Annotated in this window: 20 protein-coding genes and 1 tRNA gene; 15 read left to right on the forward strand and 6 right to left on the reverse strand. The window is 71.9% G+C overall.

Going from position 1 to position 21275, the window contains the following annotated elements; all coding sequences use genetic code 11:
- Positions 1 to 29 precede the first annotated feature (29 nt).
- Positions 30 to 88 (forward strand) — tRNA-Ser (locus tag ACZ4VA_RS28825).
- 429 nt (positions 89 to 517) lie between these two features.
- Positions 518 to 1570, forward strand: a complete 1053-nt coding sequence (locus ACZ4VA_RS28830) for a DUF6215 domain-containing protein (RefSeq protein ID WP_468083013.1) — start codon at positions 518 to 520, stop codon at positions 1568 to 1570.
- Positions 1571 to 1596: 26 nt separating this feature from the next.
- Here the strand turns inward: ACZ4VA_RS28830 and ku are convergent, their stop codons facing one another.
- Positions 1597 to 2709 carry a non-homologous end joining protein Ku gene (ku, locus tag ACZ4VA_RS28835; RefSeq protein WP_452919648.1) on the reverse strand — a complete coding sequence of 371 codons (1113 nt, stop codon included), beginning with the start codon at positions 2707 to 2709 and terminating at the stop codon, positions 1597 to 1599.
- Positions 2710 to 2760: 51 nt separating this feature from the next.
- Here ku and ligD point away from each other — a divergent pair, with 51 nt between their 5' ends.
- Positions 2761 to 3645 (forward strand): non-homologous end-joining DNA ligase, encoded by an 885-nt coding sequence (ligD, locus tag ACZ4VA_RS28840; RefSeq protein ID WP_356169334.1) that lies wholly within the window; start codon positions 2761 to 2763, stop codon positions 3643 to 3645.
- Positions 3646 to 3966: 321 nt separating this feature from the next.
- Here ligD and ACZ4VA_RS28845 read toward each other — a convergent pair whose 3' ends face one another.
- Entirely contained in the window at positions 3967 to 4911 is a 945-nt protein-coding gene (locus tag ACZ4VA_RS28845; protein WP_389390467.1) for an alpha/beta hydrolase family protein, read from the reverse strand.
- Between the two features lie 145 nt (positions 4912 to 5056).
- On the opposite strand from ACZ4VA_RS28845, the gene ACZ4VA_RS28850 reads away from it, so the two are divergent.
- Positions 5057 to 5647, forward strand: a complete 591-nt coding sequence (locus tag ACZ4VA_RS28850) for a TetR/AcrR family transcriptional regulator (RefSeq protein ID WP_355779986.1) — start codon at positions 5057 to 5059, stop codon at positions 5645 to 5647.
- Between the two features lie 642 nt (positions 5648 to 6289).
- Here the strand turns inward: ACZ4VA_RS28850 and ACZ4VA_RS28855 are convergent.
- A complete protein-coding gene (locus ACZ4VA_RS28855; protein WP_468083016.1) occupies positions 6290 to 7093 on the reverse strand; it encodes a nuclease-related domain-containing protein in 804 nt (267 codons plus the stop codon).
- A 117-nt stretch (positions 7094 to 7210) separates the two neighbouring features.
- Between ACZ4VA_RS28855 and ACZ4VA_RS28860 the strand changes: the two genes are divergently transcribed.
- The 7 genes from ACZ4VA_RS28860 to ACZ4VA_RS28890 all read left to right on the forward strand — a co-directional run bounded on the left by ACZ4VA_RS28860 (position 7211) and on the right by ACZ4VA_RS28890 (position 14410).
- Positions 7211 to 7717, forward strand: coding sequence for a protein-tyrosine phosphatase family protein (locus ACZ4VA_RS28860; protein WP_355794956.1), 507 nt, complete (start codon positions 7211 to 7213; stop codon positions 7715 to 7717).
- A 244-nt stretch (positions 7718 to 7961) separates the two neighbouring features.
- Positions 7962 to 8744, forward strand: coding sequence for a hypothetical protein (locus tag ACZ4VA_RS28865; protein ID WP_389390471.1), 783 nt, complete (start codon positions 7962 to 7964; stop codon positions 8742 to 8744).
- Positions 8741 to 10087 (forward strand): ATP-binding protein, encoded by a 1347-nt coding sequence (locus ACZ4VA_RS28870; RefSeq protein WP_468083018.1) that lies wholly within the window; start codon positions 8741 to 8743, stop codon positions 10085 to 10087. The genes ACZ4VA_RS28865 and ACZ4VA_RS28870 overlap by 4 nt, the downstream gene beginning before the upstream one ends.
- Before the next feature lie 285 nt (positions 10088 to 10372).
- A complete protein-coding gene (locus ACZ4VA_RS28875) occupies positions 10373 to 10840 on the forward strand; it encodes an SH3 domain-containing protein (RefSeq protein ID WP_355786164.1) in 468 nt (155 codons plus the stop codon).
- Between the two features lie 95 nt (positions 10841 to 10935).
- Positions 10936 to 12303, forward strand: coding sequence for an FtsW/RodA/SpoVE family cell cycle protein (locus ACZ4VA_RS28880; RefSeq protein ID WP_355786167.1), 1368 nt, complete (start codon positions 10936 to 10938; stop codon positions 12301 to 12303).
- Positions 12300 to 13757 (forward strand): penicillin-binding transpeptidase domain-containing protein, encoded by a 1458-nt coding sequence (locus ACZ4VA_RS28885; protein ID WP_355786170.1) that lies wholly within the window; start codon positions 12300 to 12302, stop codon positions 13755 to 13757. Before ACZ4VA_RS28880 ends, ACZ4VA_RS28885 begins: the two co-directional genes overlap by 4 nt.
- 125 nt (positions 13758 to 13882) lie before the next feature.
- Positions 13883 to 14410: a DUF3291 domain-containing protein gene (locus ACZ4VA_RS28890; RefSeq protein ID WP_468083021.1), complete on the forward strand. Its 528-nt coding sequence runs from the start codon at positions 13883 to 13885 to the stop codon at positions 14408 to 14410.
- A 6-nt stretch (positions 14411 to 14416) separates the two neighbouring features.
- Here ACZ4VA_RS28890 and ACZ4VA_RS28895 read toward each other — a convergent pair whose 3' ends face one another.
- Positions 14417 to 15331, reverse strand: coding sequence for a hypothetical protein (locus ACZ4VA_RS28895; RefSeq protein ID WP_468083023.1), 915 nt, complete (start codon positions 15329 to 15331; stop codon positions 14417 to 14419).
- A gap of 28 nt (positions 15332 to 15359) precedes the next feature.
- Positions 15360 to 16469, reverse strand: coding sequence for a ferritin-like domain-containing protein (locus tag ACZ4VA_RS28900; protein WP_355793966.1), 1110 nt, complete (start codon positions 16467 to 16469; stop codon positions 15360 to 15362).
- A gap of 153 nt (positions 16470 to 16622) precedes the next feature.
- Between ACZ4VA_RS28900 and ACZ4VA_RS28905 the strand changes: the two genes are divergently transcribed.
- The 4 genes from ACZ4VA_RS28905 (at position 16623) to ACZ4VA_RS28920 (ending at position 20028) form a co-directional block, all read left to right on the forward strand.
- Positions 16623 to 17552 (forward strand): AurF N-oxygenase family protein, encoded by a 930-nt coding sequence (locus tag ACZ4VA_RS28905; protein WP_468083025.1) that lies wholly within the window; start codon positions 16623 to 16625, stop codon positions 17550 to 17552.
- Between the two features lie 122 nt (positions 17553 to 17674).
- Positions 17675 to 18400: a TetR/AcrR family transcriptional regulator gene (locus ACZ4VA_RS28910; RefSeq protein ID WP_389390476.1), complete on the forward strand. Its 726-nt coding sequence runs from the start codon at positions 17675 to 17677 to the stop codon at positions 18398 to 18400.
- A gap of 10 nt (positions 18401 to 18410) precedes the next feature.
- Positions 18411 to 18755 carry a hypothetical protein gene (locus tag ACZ4VA_RS28915; protein WP_356168647.1) on the forward strand — a complete coding sequence of 115 codons (345 nt, stop codon included), beginning with the start codon at positions 18411 to 18413 and terminating at the stop codon, positions 18753 to 18755.
- A gap of 103 nt (positions 18756 to 18858) precedes the next feature.
- A complete protein-coding gene (locus ACZ4VA_RS28920; RefSeq protein ID WP_356168644.1) occupies positions 18859 to 20028 on the forward strand; it encodes a C40 family peptidase in 1170 nt (389 codons plus the stop codon).
- On the opposite strand, the gene ACZ4VA_RS28925 is transcribed toward ACZ4VA_RS28920, so the two are convergent.
- Positions 19992 to 21254 (reverse strand): styrene monooxygenase/indole monooxygenase family protein, encoded by a 1263-nt coding sequence (locus tag ACZ4VA_RS28925; RefSeq protein WP_452919677.1) that lies wholly within the window; start codon positions 21252 to 21254, stop codon positions 19992 to 19994. The genes ACZ4VA_RS28920 and ACZ4VA_RS28925 overlap by 37 nt on opposite strands.
- Between the last annotated feature and the right edge of the window lie 21 nt (positions 21255 to 21275).

A 21275-nucleotide genomic window follows, 5' to 3' on the forward strand; every position in this document is an offset into this window, starting at 1 on the left:
CCACGTGCAGGGCTCTGACCTGCTGCGTTGCCTGGGACCTAAGCGGCCTCCGGAGCCGTGTGCGCAGGTTCGAATCCTGCCGGGGGCACCTTGCAGAAGGTGCCCAAAGACCCCGTCACCAGCGGAAACGCTGAGGCCGGGGTCTTCGCGTATGTGCAGGCGGATGCCGCCGGAAGTAGCCGTTTGTCAGTGATCACGCTGTGTGGGACTCGGCCTCCTGGCCAATGCCGGCTTCCGCCCGATCGGGTCGGAAACCGCCGACACCGTCATGCCCACCGAACTCACCGCATAGCCCTAAAACGAGATCACCTAGCGGCCGTTGAAGCACCACTTCAGCGCACGTGACCTGGCAAGGGCGTCCGCGTCTCGGGGTGTGGCGTGGGGCGGAGTATCGGCTGCTTTGGTTTGGATCGCGATGGCTTTCGGCGGGCGGGGCGGGGTGCCCGTGTTGGAGCGTGGGGGCGGAACTGTGGCTTCCGTCATGGCGGGGGTGATCTTGGGCTGATGTGATCTGCGGATGCTCGGTTTCCTTCTCCGTCTTCTGCCCTTCTGGGTTCGTGAGCCGTTGCTCATCGCAGGCGGGACCGTCCTCGGCGTACGGCTCGTGTATCTCGCCGTCCGCGATCCCGATCTGGCCACGGCCGGTTTCGGCGCGCTGTTCCTCGTGTTCACCGCCGTACGCGTCCACACGGTGGTCCGGGCTCTGCGCGCGCGCCGGAAGCCGGGTCCGGCAGTCGCCTCGGGTGGCGCCGTCGTCGATGAGCCTGCTCAGGTCCAGCCGCAGGCCCAGGTCCCGGCCGCGGCGGCGGCCCCGGCCCCGGCCCCGGCGCCGGCGCCGGCCGCGACGCTTCCCGGTCCGGCGGCTCCGGAGAAGGACCACAACGCGTGGGGCCAGGCCGTTGCCGCCGTGGCCGTGTTCGGGGTGCTCGCGCTCGCCGTCTGGGCCGGCCCGCGCTTCATGCCGGCCAACGACAACACCCCAAAGCCCGCCTCGTGTTCGGACGGGGAGCAGGAGGAGCTGCCGAAGGCCTTCAAGCGGACGCCCAAGCCCGTGACCGGTGACCAGCTGTGCGAGGCGCTCAACCGTCCCGGCCTGGCCAAGGCCCTCGGGACGCCCGGAGAGATCGCCATCAGTGCCTCCGGCACCGACAACACCGCTCCGCTCACCGATGGGAAGGTCGCCCTCCCGGAGGCCACGGTCACGTTCGACACGTACACCGTGAACGTCTCCGCCACGTACAACCACCTGACGGTCGACCAGTACGTGAAGCTGATGAAGTACGGGTCGGAGACGGACGTCAAGTCGCTCCACGTGCTCGGCCGGCCCGCGGTCCTGTCCTCGGACCACACCATGAAGATCGAGATCGATCTCGGGAGCGGCGGGTCCGGCGGACCCGTCGAACAGGGCCCCTTGGCACGGACGCTGACGGTCGCTCTGGACCGCGAAGACCGGGGCGGCTACTGCGACATCTCCGTGTACAGCGCGTCCGGAGCCCTCCCGGACGACAGTGTTCTCCTCACCCTCGCCGAGAGGGTACTTCCCAAGATTCCCGAGTTACCTGCTCGTTGAGGCGCCCGCATCCCGCTGCTCCCGCGTCACGCTGACGCGCGTTTGCGGGGCGTGGTCTTCTTGGCCGCCTTCTTCGCCGTAGTCCCCGCCGTCTTCTTCGACGCCGTCTTCTTGGCCGCCGTCGCCTTCTTCTCCGCCGTCTTCTTCGCCGCCGTCGACTTGGAAGACGTCGATTTCGCGGACGTCGTCTTCTTCGCCGCGGTCTTCTTCGCCGTCGACGTCGACTTCTTGCCGCCTACGTCCTTCGGGGCGGTGCCGGCGGACTTACGTGACGCCGTCTTCCTTGCCGGCCGCTTGCGTTCGGTGAGGTGCGTGACCTCCGCGTCCTCCCCTGCCGGGGTCTCCTCCCCCGCGCCCTCGCCTCGGGACTCCTTCGCGGCGCGCACACTCTTCTCCAGCGCCGCCATCAGGTCGAGCACCTTGCCGCCGGACTTCTCGCCCGCCGGCACGCTGGGTGCCTCCCCGCCGGAGGCCTTGGTGGCGATGAGTTCCTCGACCGCCTCGCGGTAGTCGTCGTGCAGCTCTTCGAGCTCGACCTCGCCGAGGGTGTCCATCAGGGCGTCGGCCAGGTCCAGTTCCTGGTCGCGCACGGTGACGCCGGAATCAGGGGCGACCCCTTCCGGCTCGCGGATCTCGTCCGGCCAGAGCATGCCGTGCATGGCGATGACGTCGTCCACGACCCGCAGCATGCCGAGGCGCTCCCGGCCGCGCAGGGCGAACTTGGCGATGGCGACCTTGTTGCTGCGTTTCAGCGCCTCGCGCAGCAGGGTGTACGGCTTCGCGGCGGGGACCCCGTTCGCGGAGAGGTAGTACGCCGTGTCCATCTGGAGTGGGTCGATCCGCTCCGCCGGCACGAAGGCGACGATCTCGATCGTCTTAGCCGTGTGGATCGGGAGCTGGGCCAGGTCGTCGTCGGTGATGGGGATGATCGTTCCGTCGGCGTCCTGGTACGCCTTGCCGATCTCGTCCGTCGTGACCTCTCGGTCCTCCAGTTCGCAGACCTTGCGGTAGCGGATGCGGCCGCCGTCCTCCAGGTGGATCTGGCGGAACGAGATCGAGTGGTTCTCGGTGGCGTTCACCAGCTTGATGGGGATGCTGACCAGGCCGAAGGAGATGGCGCCGTTCCAGATGGATCTCACGTGCCGTACCTTTCCGGTCGTTATCACCTGGTTTCGTGGGATTCTCATCGTATGACGCCGATTACCGAGGTGGAGGGGCGAAGGCTCGCGCTGAGCAACCTGGAGAAGGTCCTGTATCCGGCGACCGGCTTCACCAAGGGCGAGCTGCTGCACTACTACGCCACCAACGCCGGCGCGCTGCTGGCACACCTCCACGACCGGCCACTGTCCTTCCTCCGCTACCCGGACGGCCCGGACGGCCAGGTGTTCTTCGCCAAGAACGTGCCGCCCGGTACGCCCAGCTGGGTCACCACGGCCGAGGTCCCCCGTTCGGAGGGGCCCGCCCGGATGGTCATCGTCCAGGACCTGGCCAGCCTGATGTGGGCCGCGAACCTCGTCACGGAGTTCCATACGCACCAGTGGCGCATCGAGACGCCCGGGCTCGCCGACCGGATGGTCTTCGACCTCGACCCCGGGGCGCCCGCGACCGTCGTCGAGTGCTGCGAGGTCGCGCTGTGGCTGCGGGAGCGGCTGGCGGCGGACGGGATCGAGGCGTACGCGAAGACGTCCGGGTCGAAGGGGCTGCATCTCCTCGCGGGCATCGAGCCGACCCCGTCCGAGGACGTCTCCGCCTACGCGAAGAAGCTCGCCGTGGAGGCGGAGGCGGCGCTCGCCGGGCGCGTCACCCACCGGATGACGCGGAGCCTGCGGCCCGGCAAGGTCTTCGTCGACTTCAGCCAGAACGCCGCCCGGAAGACGACCGCGACCGCGTACACCCTGCGGGCGCGAGCCGAGCCGAGCGTCTCCACGCCGGTGACGTGGGACGAGGTCGCGGACTGCACCGATCCCGGCCACCTGGTCTTCCTGGCCGCGGACATCGAGCCCCGTCTCGAACGGTACGGGGATCTGCTGGCGCCCCTCCTGGATCCGGGGCACGCTCGGGCACTCCCGGGGTGAGCCCTGGGCCTACGCGGCCCCGGCCGTCCTGCGCCCTCGGCCGTCCTGCGCCCTCGGCGGAGGTGAGCCCCTGGGCGGAGGTGAGCCCCTCCGGCGCCTTCGAGCCGACGGTGTTCGGCGCTGGCCGTCCGGTGGGTGGGTCGGGGCCGTGCCGGTACATCCGGCCGTCGGTAGTTGTTGCCGGCCCCCGTTACCAGCGTTCCTCGGTCGGGTACGTCCCCGTCTCGACGGCCATTTGATGTACCGGCACGGCCCCTTCCGCCGGATCGCGACTGCGGGCCGTGGGGGCCGAGGGGCGTGCGTATACGGGTGCCCTGGCGGCTACTTGCTCTGCAAGTGGCCCAGGGGGTTCGGGGTGGTCTGCAGTACGGAGATCGCGTGCTGCCAGCTGTCGTCCTCCGGGGTCAGGGCCGTGCGCAGGTAGGCCCAGGTGAGGTGCTGGAGCAGGGCGACGCGTTCGGGGCTCGCGTCCGTCGTCTCCGCCGCGTCGTACCCGGAGACACCGCCCAGCGAGTGCTCCGCCCCGAAGAGGGTGAGCAGGCTCTTGCTGCCCGGGCTGAGGAAGTACGGGTCGGTGAACCAGTCGGGGCCCCTGGTCGTCAGCGCGGATCGGTCCTGGTCCCCCGCGACGATCAGCGCCGGTGTCTTCATGTCGTCGAAGGACGGGTTCATGAACGGGAAGTGCTCGGCCGCGAACGGGGACAGGTCATCGCCACCCTTGCCGGTCAAGGCGAGCAGCACACCCGCCGTCACCCGCGGGTCGGACATGTCCTCCCCCGGTACACCCTCGGCGTCCAGGACACGCGCGCCCAGCAGTGCGCTCACCGTCTGGGCTCCCCAGGAGTGGCCGGCCACGGCGACACGGCCGCGGTCGATCCGGCCGCCGAGGCCCGGTACGGCGGCCTCCAGGACGTCGAGTTCGTCCAGGACGCGCCGTACGTCCTCGATCCGGAAGCGCCACATGCGCGGCGTACGGGGGTCGTCGGCGGGTATGCCGAGCGTCCTGGAGTCGAGGTGGGTGGGCTGGAGGACGACGAAGCCGTGGGCGGCCCAGAAGTCGGCCAGCGGGGCATAGCCGTCCATCGACGAGCCGTAGCCGTGCGAGAGGACGATCACGGGCAGGTCGCCGCCGGTCGCGGGGGCGGACACCCGGACCTGGAGGTCTTCACCCCGGTCGGGGGCCTGGAGGATCACGGGCTTCGCGGAGACGACCGTGGTGGACGGTCCCACGATGTTCGACAGGGTGGTGGTGTTCGAGTCGGGCATGGCCGTACTTCCATTCGGTTACGGAGCCGGGTGTGACTTGGTGACGGGTGCGCGCTCTGCCATCATGAGCAAACGGAACCTCGTTCCGGAAACGATACGGAACAACGTTCCGCTTTAGCAAGCGCGAGAGTGGGAGGAGTGCGCGGTGAGCGACGGCGACGAGGGCGCGGGGCGGCCCGCCCGGTCCAAGCGGAGGGACGCGCGGCGCAACGAGGGGACCTTGCTCGACGCGGCCGCCGCGGTGTTCGTGCGGTCCGGCGTGGAGGCGCCCGTGCGGGACATCGCCGCCGAGGCCGGGGTCGGGCTCGGCACGATCTACCGGCACTTCCCGACCCGGGCCGACCTCATCATCGCCGTCTACCGGCACCAGGTGGAGGCCTGTGCGGAGGCGGGGCCGGCGCTCCTGGCCGACAGCGCGAGCCCGTACGCCGCGCTGGGTCTGTGGATCGACCGGTTCGTGGACTTCCTCGTCACCAAGCACGGGCTCGCCGCGGTGCTGCAGTCCGACAGCGCCGGGTTCGAGGCGCTCCACTCGTACTTTCTCGATCGGCTCGTGCCTGTGTGTGGGGAGTTGCTCGCGGCCGCGGCGGGGGCCGGGGAGATTCGGTCCGACGTGCAGCCGCTCGAGTTCATGCGCGGGGTCGGGAATCTCTGTATCGGGGCGGACAGTGACGCGCGCTATGACGCGCGGCGGTTGGTGGGGCTTCTTGTCGCGGGGTTGCGTCAGATGCCTTGAGGGGGGTTACGGGTGTTCCCTCGGCCTCTCCGCGCCGGGCGCCGTGTTTCGTGTCCGGGAGGGGCCGGCCCGGGGGGCCTACAGGGGTGCCGTTCGGTGTCCACTCCCCCGTATCCAGCGCCCGGCGCTATGGCTGAAGCCGAGGTGGGTCCACTCCCCCGCGTACACCAGCGCTCTGCACCTCGGTGAACGTCGGGGTGGGTCGGCGAGCCCGGCGCCTCGGGGTGCCGCGCGGGAGCCCACTCCCCCACCTACATCCAGCGCCCGGCCCTGGGGCTGAGGTCGGGGTGGGACGGCGAGCCCGGCGCTAGCGGGTTGCCGCCTGCGCCCACCCGTGCCGCCCCAGCGGCACGATTGCCCGCAGCTGGAGCGGGCGACCGCCCCTCGCCGCCCACCGGCGGGCACCTGAGCACCGGGCCCGCGCCCCGCAGCTCAGCCGCCCACGGACCGCAAGCCGCCATGGAACCGAAGGGGCCGTGCCGGTACATCAAATGGCCGTCGAGACGGGGACGTACCCGACCGAGGAACGCTGGTAACGGGGGCCGGCAACAACTACCGACGGCCGGATGTACCGGCACGGACCCGACCCACCCACCGGACGGCCAGCGCCCCGACGCCCACTGGACCCACGCCCCCGTCAGATCACACCCGTGACCACGTCTGGCGGTCCCGGGCCATCGCGTGGAGTGCTTCCACGTCCGCCGGTTTCAGGACGCCGCCCAGGCGTGCCAAGGACGGCAGGTCCGTGTCCCGCAGGACGCGGACGGAGCGCAGCGCGGCGGTGACCGTCACGGCGGTGGGTCCGGTCGCCACCAGTACGGGGTGGACCTCGGCCGTCAGGGCGTAGGACGCGCGGTCCGCCTCCGCCCGTACCGCCCTGAGCAGCGGATACGGCTCCCGGCGGCCGACCGTGACCATCGGGTCGGCGATCAGGACCCGTTGCTTGCGGGCGTACAGCGTCCGTACGGAGAACAGTCCCCCGGGGCCGATGACCAGGTGGTGGATGCGGTCGCCCCCGGAGAGCGGCACCGAGTGCAGCGTGTGCCACCCCGCACCCTCCAGCCCGTCCAGTGCCTCCCCCACCGCCTGCTCGGTGGCCAGCGCCCGCCGCCGGGGATCGGCGCGCAGCCGGTGCGGGGGCCCGGGGTCACGGTCGAGGGCGATCAGCAGCGCCTCGCCCGGCCGGTTGGGCGCCAGGTCGTCGTCCGGGTGCAGGGTGAGCCGGGCGAGCTCGGCGGGCGTCGGGACGGGCGGCGGTCCCACCGTCACCGGCCCGGTGAGGAAGGGCTCGAGCGCGTCGAGCACGTCCTCGCGCCGGTCCTCGCTGAGCAGGTTCACCCGGGCCGTCTGCCTGTCGTACCAGGCGACGTTCCTTCCGTCCGTGTGGCAGACGTACAGCCGCTCCTGGCCGTGCCGCCAGGTCGGTATGACGCGCAGTCCGCTCATGCACCATCACCCCATGACCATGGGAACAGGAGGGGTGCTCCAGGGGCAAGAAGCCGGTTACCTTTGGGAGGACTTGGCAGGGCCTGAGGCCTCGCAGGCCGTGAGGGGGAGGCACCGTTGCGGACCCGCGGCAGGCAATCCGGCGTTCCGGTTCCGGGCAGCCCGTGGAGCGAGATCGTCCCGGGCCTGTGGATGGGCGGCCACGAGTTCAGGGCGAGCTCGGGCCAGCACGAGTTCGCGGTGGTCCACGACGAGTTCGACCTGGTCCTGACGCTGCTGCGGCTTCCGGGGCACGGCCCGGACCCGGGTGTGGAGCACCACGTCTGGCCGATCCCGGACGGCCCCCTGGACGGTACGCAGCTGGCGGGCGTGATGCGCCTCGCGCAGACCGCGTCCGAGGCGGTCGACGAGGGCCGGCGGGTGCTCGTCCGCTGCTATCACGGCTACAACCGCTCGGGGCTCGTCGTGGGGCACGCCCTCGTCCGCGCGGGTCGCGCCCCCGAGGACGTGATCCGGCTCATCCGCTCCCGCCGTTCGCCCTGGGCGCTGCACAACGAGCTGTTCGTGGAGTACCTGCGGGCGGGTCTCGCGACGGCCCGGCTCCTGGAGGAGCTGACCGAGTGACGGGTCACCCGGTGAGCCGTCATTCCGTGAGCCGTCACCGGTGTCGGCGCCGGGCAGACAACTGAGGGCAGCCGACGGCGTCGGCACTCACCGGCGTCGACCCTTGCCCCTTGCCTCCTGCCGGACATAGGGAACTTTCCCACGAAGAACGCACATAACGTGAATAAGGTGTACCGGGCGACGGCGACCGGTTCCGCCGCCCGACGACCCGCCGGGGCGAGGCCGGCCCGCACGCAGGAGCCCAGTGAGACCCGACCGCCCACACCACCGCCCCCAGCCCCACCCCCACCACCACGGTCACCGCCGAGCCACCCCGGCGGGCCCCCGCACCGCCGCCGCCCTCGCCGCGCTCACCGTCCTGCTCCTGGCCACCGCCACGGCCTGCGGTGACGCCGGTGACCTGCGCGGGGCCGGGGCGACACCGACCGCCGTCGGGCCGACCCGGCTCTGGCCGGAGGTGCCGCCCGCCTCGACGCCCGCGCTCGACTACGGGGAGGCGGACACCGAGACGGTCGAGGGCGTGACGGCGCCGGGCGACGACATCCACCGGGTGGACCCGTTGGCCGTCGTGCGCGCGGAGGTGGCGGCGCATCCGGACGAGTACACCGGTCCGCACGCCCTGTACGCCGAGACGGCCGACCGCCTGAAGGACTGCGGCGGCAAGGGCGCGGGCGGCGCGAGGTGCCCGGTGCTGCGGGCGTACTACCGGGACCTCACCGGCGACGGGAAGGACGACATGGTGCTCGGCATCCGCTTCCCCGGCAACCAGCTGGCGGTGCGGGTGTACACGTTCGTGAAGCACGCGCTGGTGCAGATCATGGGCACCTCGGACAGCACGGCCGGCGTCGAGCTGGCGGGCCGGGCCGTGATCATCCGCTCGCCGTCGACACTGCCGGGATACGAGTACCGGACGGTGTGGACGTGGGACCGGCACCAGCACGCGATGCTGGCGACCCGGGACGAGATCCTGCGGGTGGGGACCCCGCGGCCGACGAGGTCGCCGGTGCCGTCCGAGAGCGCCTCGTGAGACCGGCCCTGCCGCGGTGGACGGCGACGCTGACCTGGAAGGCGGCCGCGTTCATCACGGTGATGTGCTGTGCGCTCGCCGCACTGCTCGGCCTGCTGGTCCACGTCTCGGTGACCAACCACACGGTGGGCGAGGCGCGGGAGCAGGCGCTCGACCGGCTCACGGCGGTGACGGAGGCGTACGAGGCCGGGGACCGGCTACCGCCCGGCGCCGGAGTGGACCTCCCGGGGCTGCCCGCGCGGCTGAAGGCGCTGGCGGCGGGCGGGCGGCGCGGCACGATGGTCGGCGATCACGACCCGCGCCCCACCATGTGGGCGGCGGGTCCGGCCGACGGCGGGCGGGCGCTGGCCGTCCGGGTGGACTACGCGCAGGGCGCCCACACCATCGACGCGCTGGACAGGGCGATCGTGTGGTCCTCGGCGCTGGCGATCGGGGCGACGCTGCTGGTGGGGGCGTTCGCGGTGACGCGGGTGACCCGGCGGCTGCACGGGACGGCGCAGGTGGCCCGGCGGATCAGCGCGGGCGACCTGGACGCGCGGGTGGACGACCCGCGCACGAAGGATCCGACGCGGCGGCAGGACGAGGTGGCCGCGGTCGCCGGGGCGCTGGACACGATGGCGTCGACGCTCCAGGGCAAGCTGCTGAGCGAGCAGCGGTTCACGGCGGACGTGGCGCACGAGCTGCGCACGCCGCTGACGGGGCTGCACGCGGCGGCGGAGCTGCTGCCCCCGGGGCGTCCGACGGAGCTGGTGCGCGACCGGGTCGCCGCCCTGCGCACGCTCACCGAGGACCTGCTGGAGATCTCCCGCCTGGACACCGGGGGCGAGCGGCTGGACCTGGACGCGCTATGGCTCGCGCCGCTGGCCGGGCGGGTGGCGCGGGGGTCGGGTACGGAGGTCCGCGTCGTCCGGGACGTGTGCGTGGAGACCGACCGGCGCCGGCTCGAACGGGTGCTCGGCAATCTGGTCGCGAACGCGCATAAGCACGGGCGGGCGCCGGTCGTGCTGACCGTCGACGGTCCGGTGGTGACCGTGCGGGACCACGGTGACGGGTTCCCGGACTATCTCGTGGCGCACGGCCCTCAGCGGTTCCGTACGGAGGGGGGTGCCCGGGGGCATGGGCTGGGGCTGACGATCGCGTCGGGCCAGGCCGAGGCGCTGGGCGCGCGGCTGTCCTTCGCGAACGCCCCGGACGGCGGCGCGATCGCGACGCTGATCCTGCCCCGGGCGCCGGCGGCTCTCCCGGACACGGACCCGCCGGACCCTGGATCACTCCCCGGATCACTCCCCGGATCACCCCCCAAGCCGGCACCGCGCCCGTCCGCGACCGAGCCGGGTCTCTGAACGTCCCCGACCGAGCCGGAGCCCTGGTCGGCGCGGGCCGACCGTGGGGTCCAGCCCGACCCCACCCACCCGGAGACGGCTCACCCCCGGCCGGCTCGGAACCGCCCCCAAGCCGACCCCCGCCAACCTGAGCCCAGCCCCGCCCCGGCCGACCCCGGGGACCCGATCCCCACCCCCGCCGCAACCCCCCGCACCTCCCCGATGGCTCACTGTGACGGGCGCGGTGTCACCGCCGCTCCTAGTGTGGCGAATAGTCAGCTTCGCCCCGTTTCTGGAGGAGCCACCATGACCCTGCGGTCCACGCTCACCCGCCTCGGCATAGCCGCCGCCGGCGGCGCCCTCGTCACCCTGGCCGCCACGACCTCGCCGGCCGTCGCGGACGACTGGGACGCCGACTCCGGCGCGAGCCAGCTCAGCGGCAGCCAGGAGTACAACGACACCCTGGGCTGGAACGAAGGCGGCCAGAACTGGAACAACAGCGGCCGCGACTGGAACCACGACGGCAACCACAGCGCCCGCCTCTACAAGGGCAGGGTCACCGCGCACGGCGGACTGGTGCTGCGTGACGCCCCGACGCGCGGCAGCGCGGTCATCCGGGTCGAGCCGTACGGCGCGATCGTCCACATCTTCTGCAAGACGCGGGGCGAGTGGGTCGGCGGGAACAACCTCTGGTACCTCCTGACGGACGGCACCTGGGCCTGGGGCTCGGCGAAGTACATCGACAACATCGGCGCGGCCCCCCGCTGGTGCTGAGCGTGCGTCCCGCGCCGCGACCCGAGGTCCACCACATTGGCCCGATTCTCGCGACATAACGGGACATCACGGCCCCCGCTTGCTACGTTCCGGACATGATCGAGGCCGGAACGACCGTGGCAGCGGATCCGCCCCCCTCCGCCGTACGGCTGCCCCGGCGCCGTGGCGTCGAGTTCTCCCTGATCGTGGTCGCCGTCCTGCTGTCGGTGTACGGCTACTGCGCCGTGGGTCTCGCGCAGCACGGCACCGTCCCGCCCGGCGCCGCCGGATACGGCGCCGGGCTCGGCGTGCTCGCGCTGCTGGCGCATGTCGCGGTGCGGCTGCGGGCGCCGTACGCCGATCCGGTGCTGCTGCCGATCGCGGTGCTGCTCAACGGGCTGGGCCTGGTGCTGATCTACCGGCTCGACCTGGAGACGCCGCGCGACCAGGCGGCCACCACGCAACTCGTCTGGTCCACGCTCGGTGTCGCGTTCTTCACCGTGGCCGTCGTGGTGCTGCGGGACCACCGGGTGCTCCAGCGCTACACCTACGTCTGCGTGGTCGCCGCGCTCGCCCTGCTCACCCTGCCGATCTTCTTCCCGTCGGTGAACGGGGCCCGGATCTGGATCAGGGTGGCCGGATTCTCCTTCCAGCCGGGCGAGTTCGCGAAGGTCCTGCTCGCGGTGTTCTTCGCCGGCTACCTGGCGGCGAACCGGCACGCGCTCGCGTACTCGGGCCGGCAGGTCTGGCGGTTCACCCGCCTCCAGCTGCCGACGGGGCGGGTGCTCGGCCCGATCGTCGCCATCTGGCTGCTGAGCGTCGGTGTCCTGGTCCTGGAACGGGACCTCGGCACCTCGCTGCTCTTCTTCGGCCTCTTCGTGATCCTGCTGTACGTGGCCACGGGCCGCACCGGGTGGATCGCGGTGGGCCTGCTGCTCGCGGTGGTCGGCGCGGTCGCCGTCGGCCGGCTGGAGCCGCACGTGCACAGCAGGGTGGAGGACTGGCTGCACCCGTTCGCGTCGATCGACGCGGGCCAGGGTCCGAACCAACTCGCCCAGTCCCTCTTCGCGTTCGCGGCGGGCGGGGTGACGGGCACCGGTCTCGGGCTCGGCCACTCGATCCTCATCGGCTTCGCCGCCAAGTCGGACTTCATCCTGGCGACGGCGGGCGAGGAGCTGGGGCTGGTCGGGCTGTGCGGGATCTTCCTGCTGTACGCGCTGCTGGTGGAGCGCGGTTACCGTGCGGGACTCGCGCTGCGCGACCCCTTCGGGCGGCTGCTGGCGATCGGTCTGGCCTCGATCCTGGCGTTGCAGGTGTTCGTGATCGCGGGCGGGGTGACCGGGCTGATCCCGCTGACCGGGATGGCGATGCCGTTCCTCGCCCAGGGCGGCTCCTCGGTCGTCACCAACTGGATCATCGTGGCGCTGCTCATCCGGATCAGTGATTCGGCGCGCAGCCAGTACGACGGGACGGCGGCGCCGTGACGAGATACATCCGCAGAGCGGCGGCCCTGTGCGCCGTGCTGTTCGTCGCCCTGCTGGTGAACGCCGTGCGCGTGCAGCTCGTCCAGGCTCCGTCGTACGACGGCAACCCGGCCAACCGCCGTGCCACGATCGCGCGTTACGGACAGCCCCGCGGGGACATCGTGGTCGGCGGCAGTGCGGTCACCGGGTCCAAGGACACGGGTGAGCAGCTGCGGTACGAGCGGACCTACCGGGACGGGCCGCTGTACGCGCCGGTGACCGGGTACGCCTCGCAGATGTACGGGACCTCGTTGCTGGAGAACGCGGAGGACGGGGTGCTGTCGGGCGCCGATCCGATGCTGGCGCCGCTGCCGCTGTGGAACGACTTCACGCGCTCCCGCAGTCCCGGCGGCGCGGTGGTCACGACGATCCACGCGGCGGCGCAGCGGGCGGCGTTTGCGGGCCTGGGCGGGCGCCGGGGCGCGGTGGCCGCGATCGAGCCGTCCACCGGCCGGATCCTCGCGCTGGTCTCGGCGCCGTCGTACGACCCGGGGCGGCTGTCGGGCACGGGTGCGCGGGCGAGGCGGGCGTGGGCCCGGCTGAACGGCGACGAGGCGAAGCCGATGCTGAACCGGGCCATCCGCCAGACGTATCCGCCGGGTTCGACGTTCAAGGTGGTGACGGCGGCGGCGGCGCTGGACTCCGGCACGGTGACGGACGTGGACGCGCGGACGAAGTCCCCGGACCCGTACACGCTGCCGGGGACGACGACCCGGCTGACGAACGAGGTGAAGGGCTGCGAGGACGCCTCGCTGCGCTTTGCCTTCGAGTGGTCCTGCAACACGGTGTTCGCGAAGCTGGGCGTGGACGTGGGCCTGGAGGACATGACGCGGGCGGTGACGGGCTTCGGCTTCAACGACCGGGGGCTGCGGATCCCGTTCGCGGTGGCGCCGAGCAATTTCGACACGGAGCTGGACCGGGCGCAGCTGGCGCTGTCGTCCATCGGGCAGTTCGACACGCGGGCGACTCCGCTGCAGATGGCGATGATCTCGGCGGCGGTGGCGGGCGGTGGCTCGGTCAGGGCGCCGTATCTGGTGGAGCGGACGACGACCGAGGCGGGCACGACGGTGCGGACGAAGGGCACGAGGTCCGTGCGCCAGGCGATGCGGCCGTCGACGGCGGTGAAGCTGCGGCAGATGATGACGGACGTGGTGGAGAAGGGCACGGGTGCGAACGCCGCGATCCCGGGGGCCACGGTCGGCGGGAAAACGGGCACCGCCCAGCACGGCATCGGCAACTCCGGTACGCCGTACGCCTGGTTCGTGTCCTGGGCGCAGGCGGCCGACGAGATGCAGCCGGCGGTGGCGGTGGCGGTGGTCGTGGAGGACGCGGCGGCCCGGCGCGGTGACATCAGCGGGGGCGGGGACGCGGCGCCGATCGCCCGGGCCGTGATGAAGGCCGTGCTCGACTCGTGAGGGGGGCGGGTGCGGGGCGGGGCGGCGACTGGCACATGGGCCTCGTGCGCGGCGCGGCGGGTTCGGCGCCCAGTGCGTGAGACGGGTCTGGCAGGTGCCCCGGAGGCCGACCTAACGTTCGGTACATGACCGATTCAGCCGCGTACGAACCCTCGCACCCGACCCTCTACGAACTGGCGCAGGTCAACATCGCCCGTCTCAAGGCACCTCTGGACTCACCCCAGTTGAAGGACTTCGTGGACGCCCTCGATCCGGTGAACGCCGCCGCGGACGAGGCTCCGGGGTTCGTCTGGCGGCTGCAGGACGACTCGGGCAACGCGACGGACGTCCCCGTCCTCGGCGACGACTGGCTCATCGTCAACCTGACGTCGTGGCGGGACACCGACGCCCTGACCGCGTTCATGTACCAGGGGCGGCACCGGGAGATGCTGGCCCGCCGCCGTGAGTGGTTCGAGCGGCTCCAGGAGGCGGTCACGGCCCTGTGGTGGGTCCCGGCGGGCCACCGTCCGACCGTGCAGGAGGCCGAGACGCGCCTCCTGCACCTGCGTGAACACGGGCCCACCGCCTACGCGTTCACCCTGCGGACGTCGTTCCCCGCGGGGCAGGCCGAGCCGGCCGGGCTGCCGGCCCCGTCGGTCGCCGCGTCCTCGTGACGCGGGTCAGCCGATCGGCTTCCTGATCTCGGAGCGCACCTTCAGCGTGGTCTCGGCGGCCGCCTCCAGGTCCACGTCGGAGGGGTCCTTCGTCATGGTCGCGGCGGTGATCTCGGCGACGGAGGCGCCGGTGTTGCCGTCCACCCAGCCGCACATGGGGATGGTCATCTTGGTGCCCAGCTGGTCCTTGGTGAGCACCTGGCAGGTGATGGTGGTGTCGGAGCCGGAGGGCTTGAAGTCCTTCGGCGGTACGGCGACCTCGGCGCCGTCGGAACCGGCGGCGCCCTCCATCATCTTGTCGCGGGCGGTCCCGGTGTTCTTGAACCGGCCGTACATGCCCGAGATGACGACGTTGCCCTTGGTGGCGTCGCCGCCGAGGCTGTACTGGCCGACCACGGCGGTGACGTCGCGTGCGTCCCAGGCGCCGTCCGCCTCGCCCTCGACCTTGGAGCCCTCGGAGTCCGAGAGGTCCTGGGCGAGTTCGTAGCGCTTGTCGAGCAGCGTCTTGGGCAGGGTGAGCTTGTACTCGGCCTCGGGGAAGCCGGCGTCGGTCTTCGAGCCGATCACCGCGAGCGCCACGACGATCACGACGACGAGGGCGACGACTCCGCCGACGATGCCGAGGACGAGGCCGACCCGGCGCTTCTTCGGCGGCGGCCCAGCCGGGGGCGCGCCCCAGCCCTGGGGCTGCTGGCCGGGCGCGCCGTACGGGGCCTGGGGCGGCGCCCCGTAGGGCGCGGCCTGCTGTCCGTAGGGGCCGGGCGACTGCTGCCCGTAGGACGGCGCGGGCGGCTGCTGGCCGTAGGGACCCTGGGGCTGCCGGCCGTAGGGGGCCGGGCCCTGGGGCTGCTGCCCGTAGGGGCCTTGGGGCTGCTGCCCGTACGGGTTCTGCGGATGCTGGGGCGGTGGAGGCGTGGACACGCCAGAACCGTACTCCAGACGGGTGACGTCAGGACTCGGCCGCCCCCGCTTCGATCGCCTCCCGCACCTCGGCCACCCGCTCCTGCTCCTCGGCCGCGAACCGTTCCGCGTCCAGTTTCTCCGCGATCTCCTCGTCCTGGGCCATGAGGAGGTCCAGGTTGGAGTTGCCCATGTCGAAGACGCCCATGTCCACGTAGGCCTGCTGGAGACGCTTGCCCCACAGGCCGATGTCCTTGACGCAGGGGACGATGCGGCTGAACAGCAACTGGCGGAAGAGGTGCAGGAATTCGGACTGCTCGCTGTACTCCTCGGCCTGGGCCTTGGGGATGCCGAAGTTCTCCAGGACCTCGACGCCGCGCAGCCGGTCGCGCATCAGGTAGCAGCCCTCGATGACGAACTCCTCGCGCTCGCGCAGTTCGGCGTCGGTGAGCTGCCGGTAGTAGTCGCGCAGGGCCATGCGGCCGAAGGCCACGTGCCGGGCCTCGTCCTGCATGATGTAGGCGAGGATCTGCTTGGGCAGGGGCTTGTCGGTGGTGTCGCGGATCATGCCGAAGGCGGCGAGCGCGAGGCCCTCGATGAGGACCTGCATCCCGAGGTAGGGCATGTCCCAGCGCGAGTCGCTCAGGGTGTCGCCGAGGAGCGACTGGAGGTTGTCGTTGATCGGGTAGAGCATCCCGATCTTCTCGTGCAGGAAGCGGGAGTAGATCTCCGCGTGGCGGGCCTCGTCCATGGTCTGGGTCGCCGAGTAGAGCTTGGCGTCCAGGTCCGGGACGGACTCGACGATCCGGGCGGCGCAGACCATGGCGCCCTGCTCGCCGTGCAGGAACTGGCTGAACTGCCAGGAGGCGTAGTGCTTGCGCAGCTCGCCCCGGTCGCGGTCGGTCATCTTGTCCCAGTACCGCGTCCCGTGGAGGGTCAGCGCCTCGTCTGGGGTGCCGAGCGGATCGTGGGGGTCGACCTCCAGGTCCCAGTCGATCCGCTTCTGGCCGTCCCACTGCTTGTCCTTGCCCTTCTGGTAGAGGGCCAGCAGCCGGTCGCGCCCGTCGTCGTACTCCCAGCTGAAGCGTGCCGCTCCGCTGGCCTGCACCCCCCAGAGGGGGTCTCCCGCGTTCATGGCGTAGAGCTCATACGTCGGCATACCTGGCAGGCTCACACGGGGTGGACGCGGGGTCAACAAGTCGCGCACAGGGGATTGACGAGCTTGCTGACAAGCAGTCTCATAAGACGTGACCGCCGGTAACCCCGATGTGCCCGGCACCTGTTCATCCGGTACGACGAGGTGGGAACAGTCATGACGACAGTCACGGAAGCCGATGTGCTGCGCGACGCGCTCGGCCTGCTCAAGGACCGGGAGCAGGTGGCCGAGCGCCTGCTCGACTCTTCCGCCAAGCACTCCTTCGACCCGGACAAGGAGCTGGACTGGGACGCTCCGTTCGAGCCGGGCAAGTGGTTCTGGCCGCCGGAGCTGGTCTCCCTCTACGACACCCCGCTGTGGAAGCGGATGAACGAGGAGCAGCGCATCGCGCTCTCGCAGCACGAGGCCGCGGCCCTCGCCTCGCTCGGCATCTGGTTCGAGATCATCCTGATGCAGCTGCTGGTGCGGCACATCTACGACAAGGCGGCGACGAGCGCCCACGTGCGGTACGCGCTCACCGAGATCGAGGACGAGTGCCGCCACTCCAAGATGTTCGCCCGCCTGATCAGCCGGGGCGGCACGCCGTACTACCCGGTCAGCCGGGTGCACCAGAACCTGGGCCGGCTCTTCAAGACCGTCTCGACCACGCCCGGCTCGTTCACCGCGACCCTGCTGGGCGAGGAGGTGCTCGACTGGATGCAGCGCCTGACGTTCCCGGACGAGCGCGTGCAGAGCCTCGTCCGCGGTGTCACGCGCATCCACGTGGTCGAGGAGGCCCGCCACGTCCGGTACGCCCGCGAGGAGCTGCGCCGCCAGATGATGACGGCCCCGCGCTGGTCCCAGGAGTTCACCCGGGTCACCTCGGGCGAGTTCGCCCGCGTGTTCTCGCAGGCCTTCATCAACCCCGAGGTCTACACGAACGTCGGCCTCGACCGGCGCGAGGCCGTCGCCCAGGTGCAGGCCAGCGGCCACCGCCGCGAGGTCATGCAGACCGGCTCCAAGCGGCTGACGGACTTCCTGGACGACATCGGAGTGCTGCGCGGGGTCGGGCGGCGCCTGTGGAAGTCCTCGGGACTGCTGGCCTGACGACCGGCCGGCGCTCCGCGGTGACGCGCGCACCGGACCCGACCGAAGGCCCGTACCGGACGGGTCCGGATCCGCGCCCGGTGACGGCGTGCCCGGGTGCGAACACGGTTACGCTGCCCGACATGACCTCGCAGGCTCCCACCCCCGCGTACCGCCGGCTGAGCGTCGAGGAGCGGCGCAGCCAGCTGCTCGACGCCGCGCTGTCCCTCTTCGCGCACCGCGCGCCCGAGGAGGTCTCGCTCGACGACGTGGCGGAGGCGGCGGGGGTGTCGCGGCCGCTCGTGTACCGCTACTTCCCCGGCGGGAAGCAGCAGTTGTACGAGGCGGCGCTGCGGTCCGCCGCCGAGGAGCTGGAGCAGTGCTTCGCGGAGCCGCCGGAGGGTCCGCTGACCCGCCGGCTGGGGCGGGCCCTCGACCGCTATCTCGCCTTCGTCGACCAGCACGACGCCGGGTTCAGCGCGCTGCTCCAGGGCGGCAGCGTCGTGGAGACCTCGCGTACGACGGCCATCGTGGACGGGGTGCGGCGGGCCGCCGCCGAGCACATCCTCACCCACCTGGAGATCGCGGACCCGGGGCCCCGGCTGCGGATGACCGTCCGGATGTGGATCACCTCGGTCGAGGCCGCCTCGCTGATCTGGCTCGACGAGGACAAGGAGCCGCCGCTGGACGAACTGCGCGACTGGCTCGTCGAGCAGTTCGTGGCGGTGCTCGCGGCGACGGCGGGCCGGGACGCGCAGGCCGCCGCCGTGGTGCGCACCGCGCTGGCCCTGGAACCGGCGGACGGCCCGGTGGGCGCGCTGGTCCGGCGCGTGCTGTCCGTGGTCGGCGACGCGGCGCACCTGCTGTGACACTGGTGGCGTGAAGAGCGAAGACACCCCCTTCGAGGGCGGCCCCCTGGACGGCCGTGTCCTGCCCGTCCTGCTCGGTATGACCGGGCACCCGCCGAAGGTGTACCGGGTCCCGGTGCCGGACGCCGCGGGCGGCCCGCCGACCGTCCTCGTCTACCGGCGCGTCCAGCGCGCGCACGGCGGCCGGTTCGGCCTGCACCCGGGGTGGAAGTACACGTACGACCCGACGGGCCGGACGGGCGGCGGACCGAGGTGGCCCTGGTCCAAGCCGGACGCCGGCGGACCGCCCGGCACCCCGGGGGGCCCGGAGCACGGTGCCACGCCGGGCGGCAAGCCGGACGACGCCGACGAGTGACGCCGTTGGGCCGAACCGCCCACCTTCCGCGCGCGGACCGCGCGCGGTCATCTGATCCTCACGGTGCGGGACGGAGACGCCGCCCCCCTGTGGAGGTGATGACATGTCAGGAAGGCTTCTGCGCCTGGTCTGTACGGCGGCGGTGACGGCCGGCGCGCTGCTCGCCCCCTCCCCCGCCCTGGCCGCCCCCGGACCCGGCACGGACTCCGGCACCGCCGCCTCCGTGCCCGAAGGCCGTTCCCTGGGGGTTCTGCTGACGGATCTTCAGAAGCTGTACCGGCAGGCCGAGCAGGCCACCGAGGCGTACAACGCGACCGAGGAGGAGCTGCGGGAGAAGCGGGCCGAGGCGGAGCGGCTGGAGAAGGAACTGGCCGCGGCACGGCTCTCGCTGCACGACAGCCGGGGCGCCGCCGGCCGGCTCGCCCGCCAGCAGTACCAGAACAGCAGCGAGATCTCCCCCTACGTCCGCCTGCTGCTCGCCCGCGACCCGCGGCACGCGCTCGACGAGGGACACGTGATCGGGCAGTTGGCGCGGGAGCGGGCCGAGACCGTCGACCGGCTCACCGGCCACGAGAAGCGCACGGACGGTCTGGCGCGGGACGCGCGCAAGGCCCTGGACGCCCAGCTCACCCTCACCGAGCGGCGGAAGAAGGACCGCGACGAGGTCCGGGGAAAGCTGGCCGAGGTCGAGGAGCTGCTCGCCTCGCTCAGCGCTGACCAGCTGGCGAAGCTCGCCGAGCTGGAGAAGTCGGGGGCAATCCGGGCGCAGCGGACGTTCATGGCGTCGGGCGCGCTGAGCAGCCGGCGTACGCCGTCGCGGGAGGGCGGCAGGGCGCTGGGCTACGCCGTGCGGCAGCTCGGGAAACCCTATGAGTGGGGTGCCGAGGGCCCGGAGTCGTACGACTGCTCGGGGCTGACCTCGCGGGCGTGGGAGCACGCCGGGCGGTCGATCCCGCGCACCAGCCAGGAGCAGTGGGCCGAGCTGGAACACGTTCCGCTGGGCGAGCTGCGGCCCGGAGACCTGGTGATCTACTTTCCCGAGGCCACGCACGTAGCCCTCTACCTCGGCGACGGCATGGTGGTGCAGGCGCCGCGTCCCGGCGCGCGGATCAAGGTGTCGCCGATCGCGGCGAACCCGGTGCTGGGGGCGGTGCGGCCCGACCCCGGCGGGGAGCCCCTGCGGCGGTTCACGCCGCCGAAGCTCCCCCGGGACGCCACGGACGGGTCCGACGAGGGCTACTCCTTCGCCGCGCCCGCGACCGAGGCGAGGTAGGCCTCGGTCTTCTCCGGCTCGAAGAAGAAGTTCTCGAAGTCCGCCGGGTCGTTGAAGCCGTTGGCGAAGCGGTCCGCGACCGGCTGGAGCTGACCGGCGGCACCGATCAGGTTCAGGACGTGCTCAGGGGGGACGCCGAGCATCGCGTTGGTCCACTTGGTGACGTGCCGGGCGGTGTCCCAGTAGCGGTCGAAGGTGGCCTGCATCCAGGTCTCGTCGAAGGGCTTGTCGCCCTGCTCCAGGATCGAGGCGAGGTAGGCGGCGGCGCACTTGGACGCCGAGTTGGAGCCCTGGCCGGTGATCGGGTCGTTGGCGACGACGACGTCGGCGACGCCCAGGACCAGTCCGCCGCCGGGCAGCCGTCCGATGGGGTTGCGGACGGTGGGGGCGTAGCGGCCGGAGAGGGTGCCGTTCGCGTCGGTCAGCTCGACCTTGGTGGCGCGCGCGTACTCCCAGGGCGTGAACTTCTCCATGAGTTCCAGGGTCAGGGAGAGGTGTTCGGCCGGGTCCTTGACGCCGTTGAAGGCGTCGAGGGGGCCGCCGGGTATGCCCTCCCAGAAGAGGATGTCGGCGCGGCCCGAGGTGGTGAAGGTCGGCATGACGAAGAGCTCGCCGACGCCGGGGACGAGGTTGCAGCGGACCGCGTCGTAGTCGGGGTGCTCGGGGCGCGGGCCCAGTCCGTGGACGTAGGCGACGGCGAGGGCACGCTGCGGCTCGGTGTAGGGCGAACGCGCCGCGTCGCGGCCGAACATGGAGACCAGCTCGCCCTTGCCGGCGGAGACCAGCACGAGGTCGTAGGTGCGGGAGAAGTAGTCGAGGTCGGAGACCGCGGCGCCGTGTATGACGAGCTGGCCGCCGCGCTGGGCGAAGGTCTCCATCCAGCCGGCCATCTTCACGCGCTGGTCGACGGACTGGGCGTAGCCGTCCAGCCTGCCCACCCAGTCGATGGCCCGCTGGGTGGGGCCGGGGTCGTGCGAGCCGGGCGCGGCGACGGAGACGCCGAGTCCCTCGATCTTCGGGGCCTGGGACTCCCAGAAGTTCAGCTGGAGGTCGCGCTCGTGCTGGAGTGCCGTGTCGAACATGCACTGTGTCGACATGACCCGGCCGGACCGGATCTCGTCCGCCGTCCGGTTGGACATCAGGGTGACCTCGTACCCGTGCGACTGGAGGCCGAGGGCGAGCTGGAGTCCGGACTGACCGGCTCCGACGACGAGTATCTTCCGCATGCGGGTCCTTAACTGTGCAGA

Source organism: Streptomyces sp. NPDC028308 (assembly GCF_055565855.1).

What these genes read in the sequence shown, in the direction of transcription:
- ACZ4VA_RS28845 (WP_389390467.1), bottom strand. Translation starts at nt 4,911, where the DNA reads ATGCCCGACTCGAACACCACCACCCTGTCGAACATCGTGGGACCGTCC.
- ACZ4VA_RS28920 (WP_356168644.1), top strand. Translation starts at nt 18,859, where the DNA reads ATGTCAGGAAGGCTTCTGCGCCTGGTCTGTACGGCGGCGGTGACGGCC.
- ACZ4VA_RS28910 (WP_389390476.1), top strand. Translation starts at nt 17,675, where the DNA reads ATGACCTCGCAGGCTCCCACCCCCGCGTACCGCCGGCTGAGCGTCGAG.
- ACZ4VA_RS28875 (WP_355786164.1), top strand. Translation starts at nt 10,373, where the DNA reads ATGACCCTGCGGTCCACGCTCACCCGCCTCGGCATAGCCGCCGCCGGC.
- ACZ4VA_RS28890 (WP_468083021.1), top strand. Translation starts at nt 13,883, where the DNA reads ATGACCGATTCAGCCGCGTACGAACCCTCGCACCCGACCCTCTACGAA.
- ACZ4VA_RS28880 (WP_355786167.1), top strand. Translation starts at nt 10,936, where the DNA reads ATGATCGAGGCCGGAACGACCGTGGCAGCGGATCCGCCCCCCTCCGCC.
- ACZ4VA_RS28925 (WP_452919677.1), bottom strand. Translation starts at nt 21,254, where the DNA reads ATGCGGAAGATACTCGTCGTCGGAGCCGGTCAGTCCGGACTCCAGCTC.
- ACZ4VA_RS28855 (WP_468083016.1), bottom strand. Translation starts at nt 7,093, where the DNA reads ATGAGCGGACTGCGCGTCATACCGACCTGGCGGCACGGCCAGGAGCGG.
- ACZ4VA_RS28830 (WP_468083013.1), top strand. Translation starts at nt 518, where the DNA reads ATGCTCGGTTTCCTTCTCCGTCTTCTGCCCTTCTGGGTTCGTGAGCCG.
- ACZ4VA_RS28900 (WP_355793966.1), bottom strand. Translation starts at nt 16,469, where the DNA reads ATGCCGACGTATGAGCTCTACGCCATGAACGCGGGAGACCCCCTCTGG.
- ligD (WP_356169334.1), top strand. Translation starts at nt 2,761, where the DNA reads ATGACGCCGATTACCGAGGTGGAGGGGCGAAGGCTCGCGCTGAGCAAC.
- ACZ4VA_RS28905 (WP_468083025.1), top strand. Translation starts at nt 16,623, where the DNA reads ATGACGACAGTCACGGAAGCCGATGTGCTGCGCGACGCGCTCGGCCTG.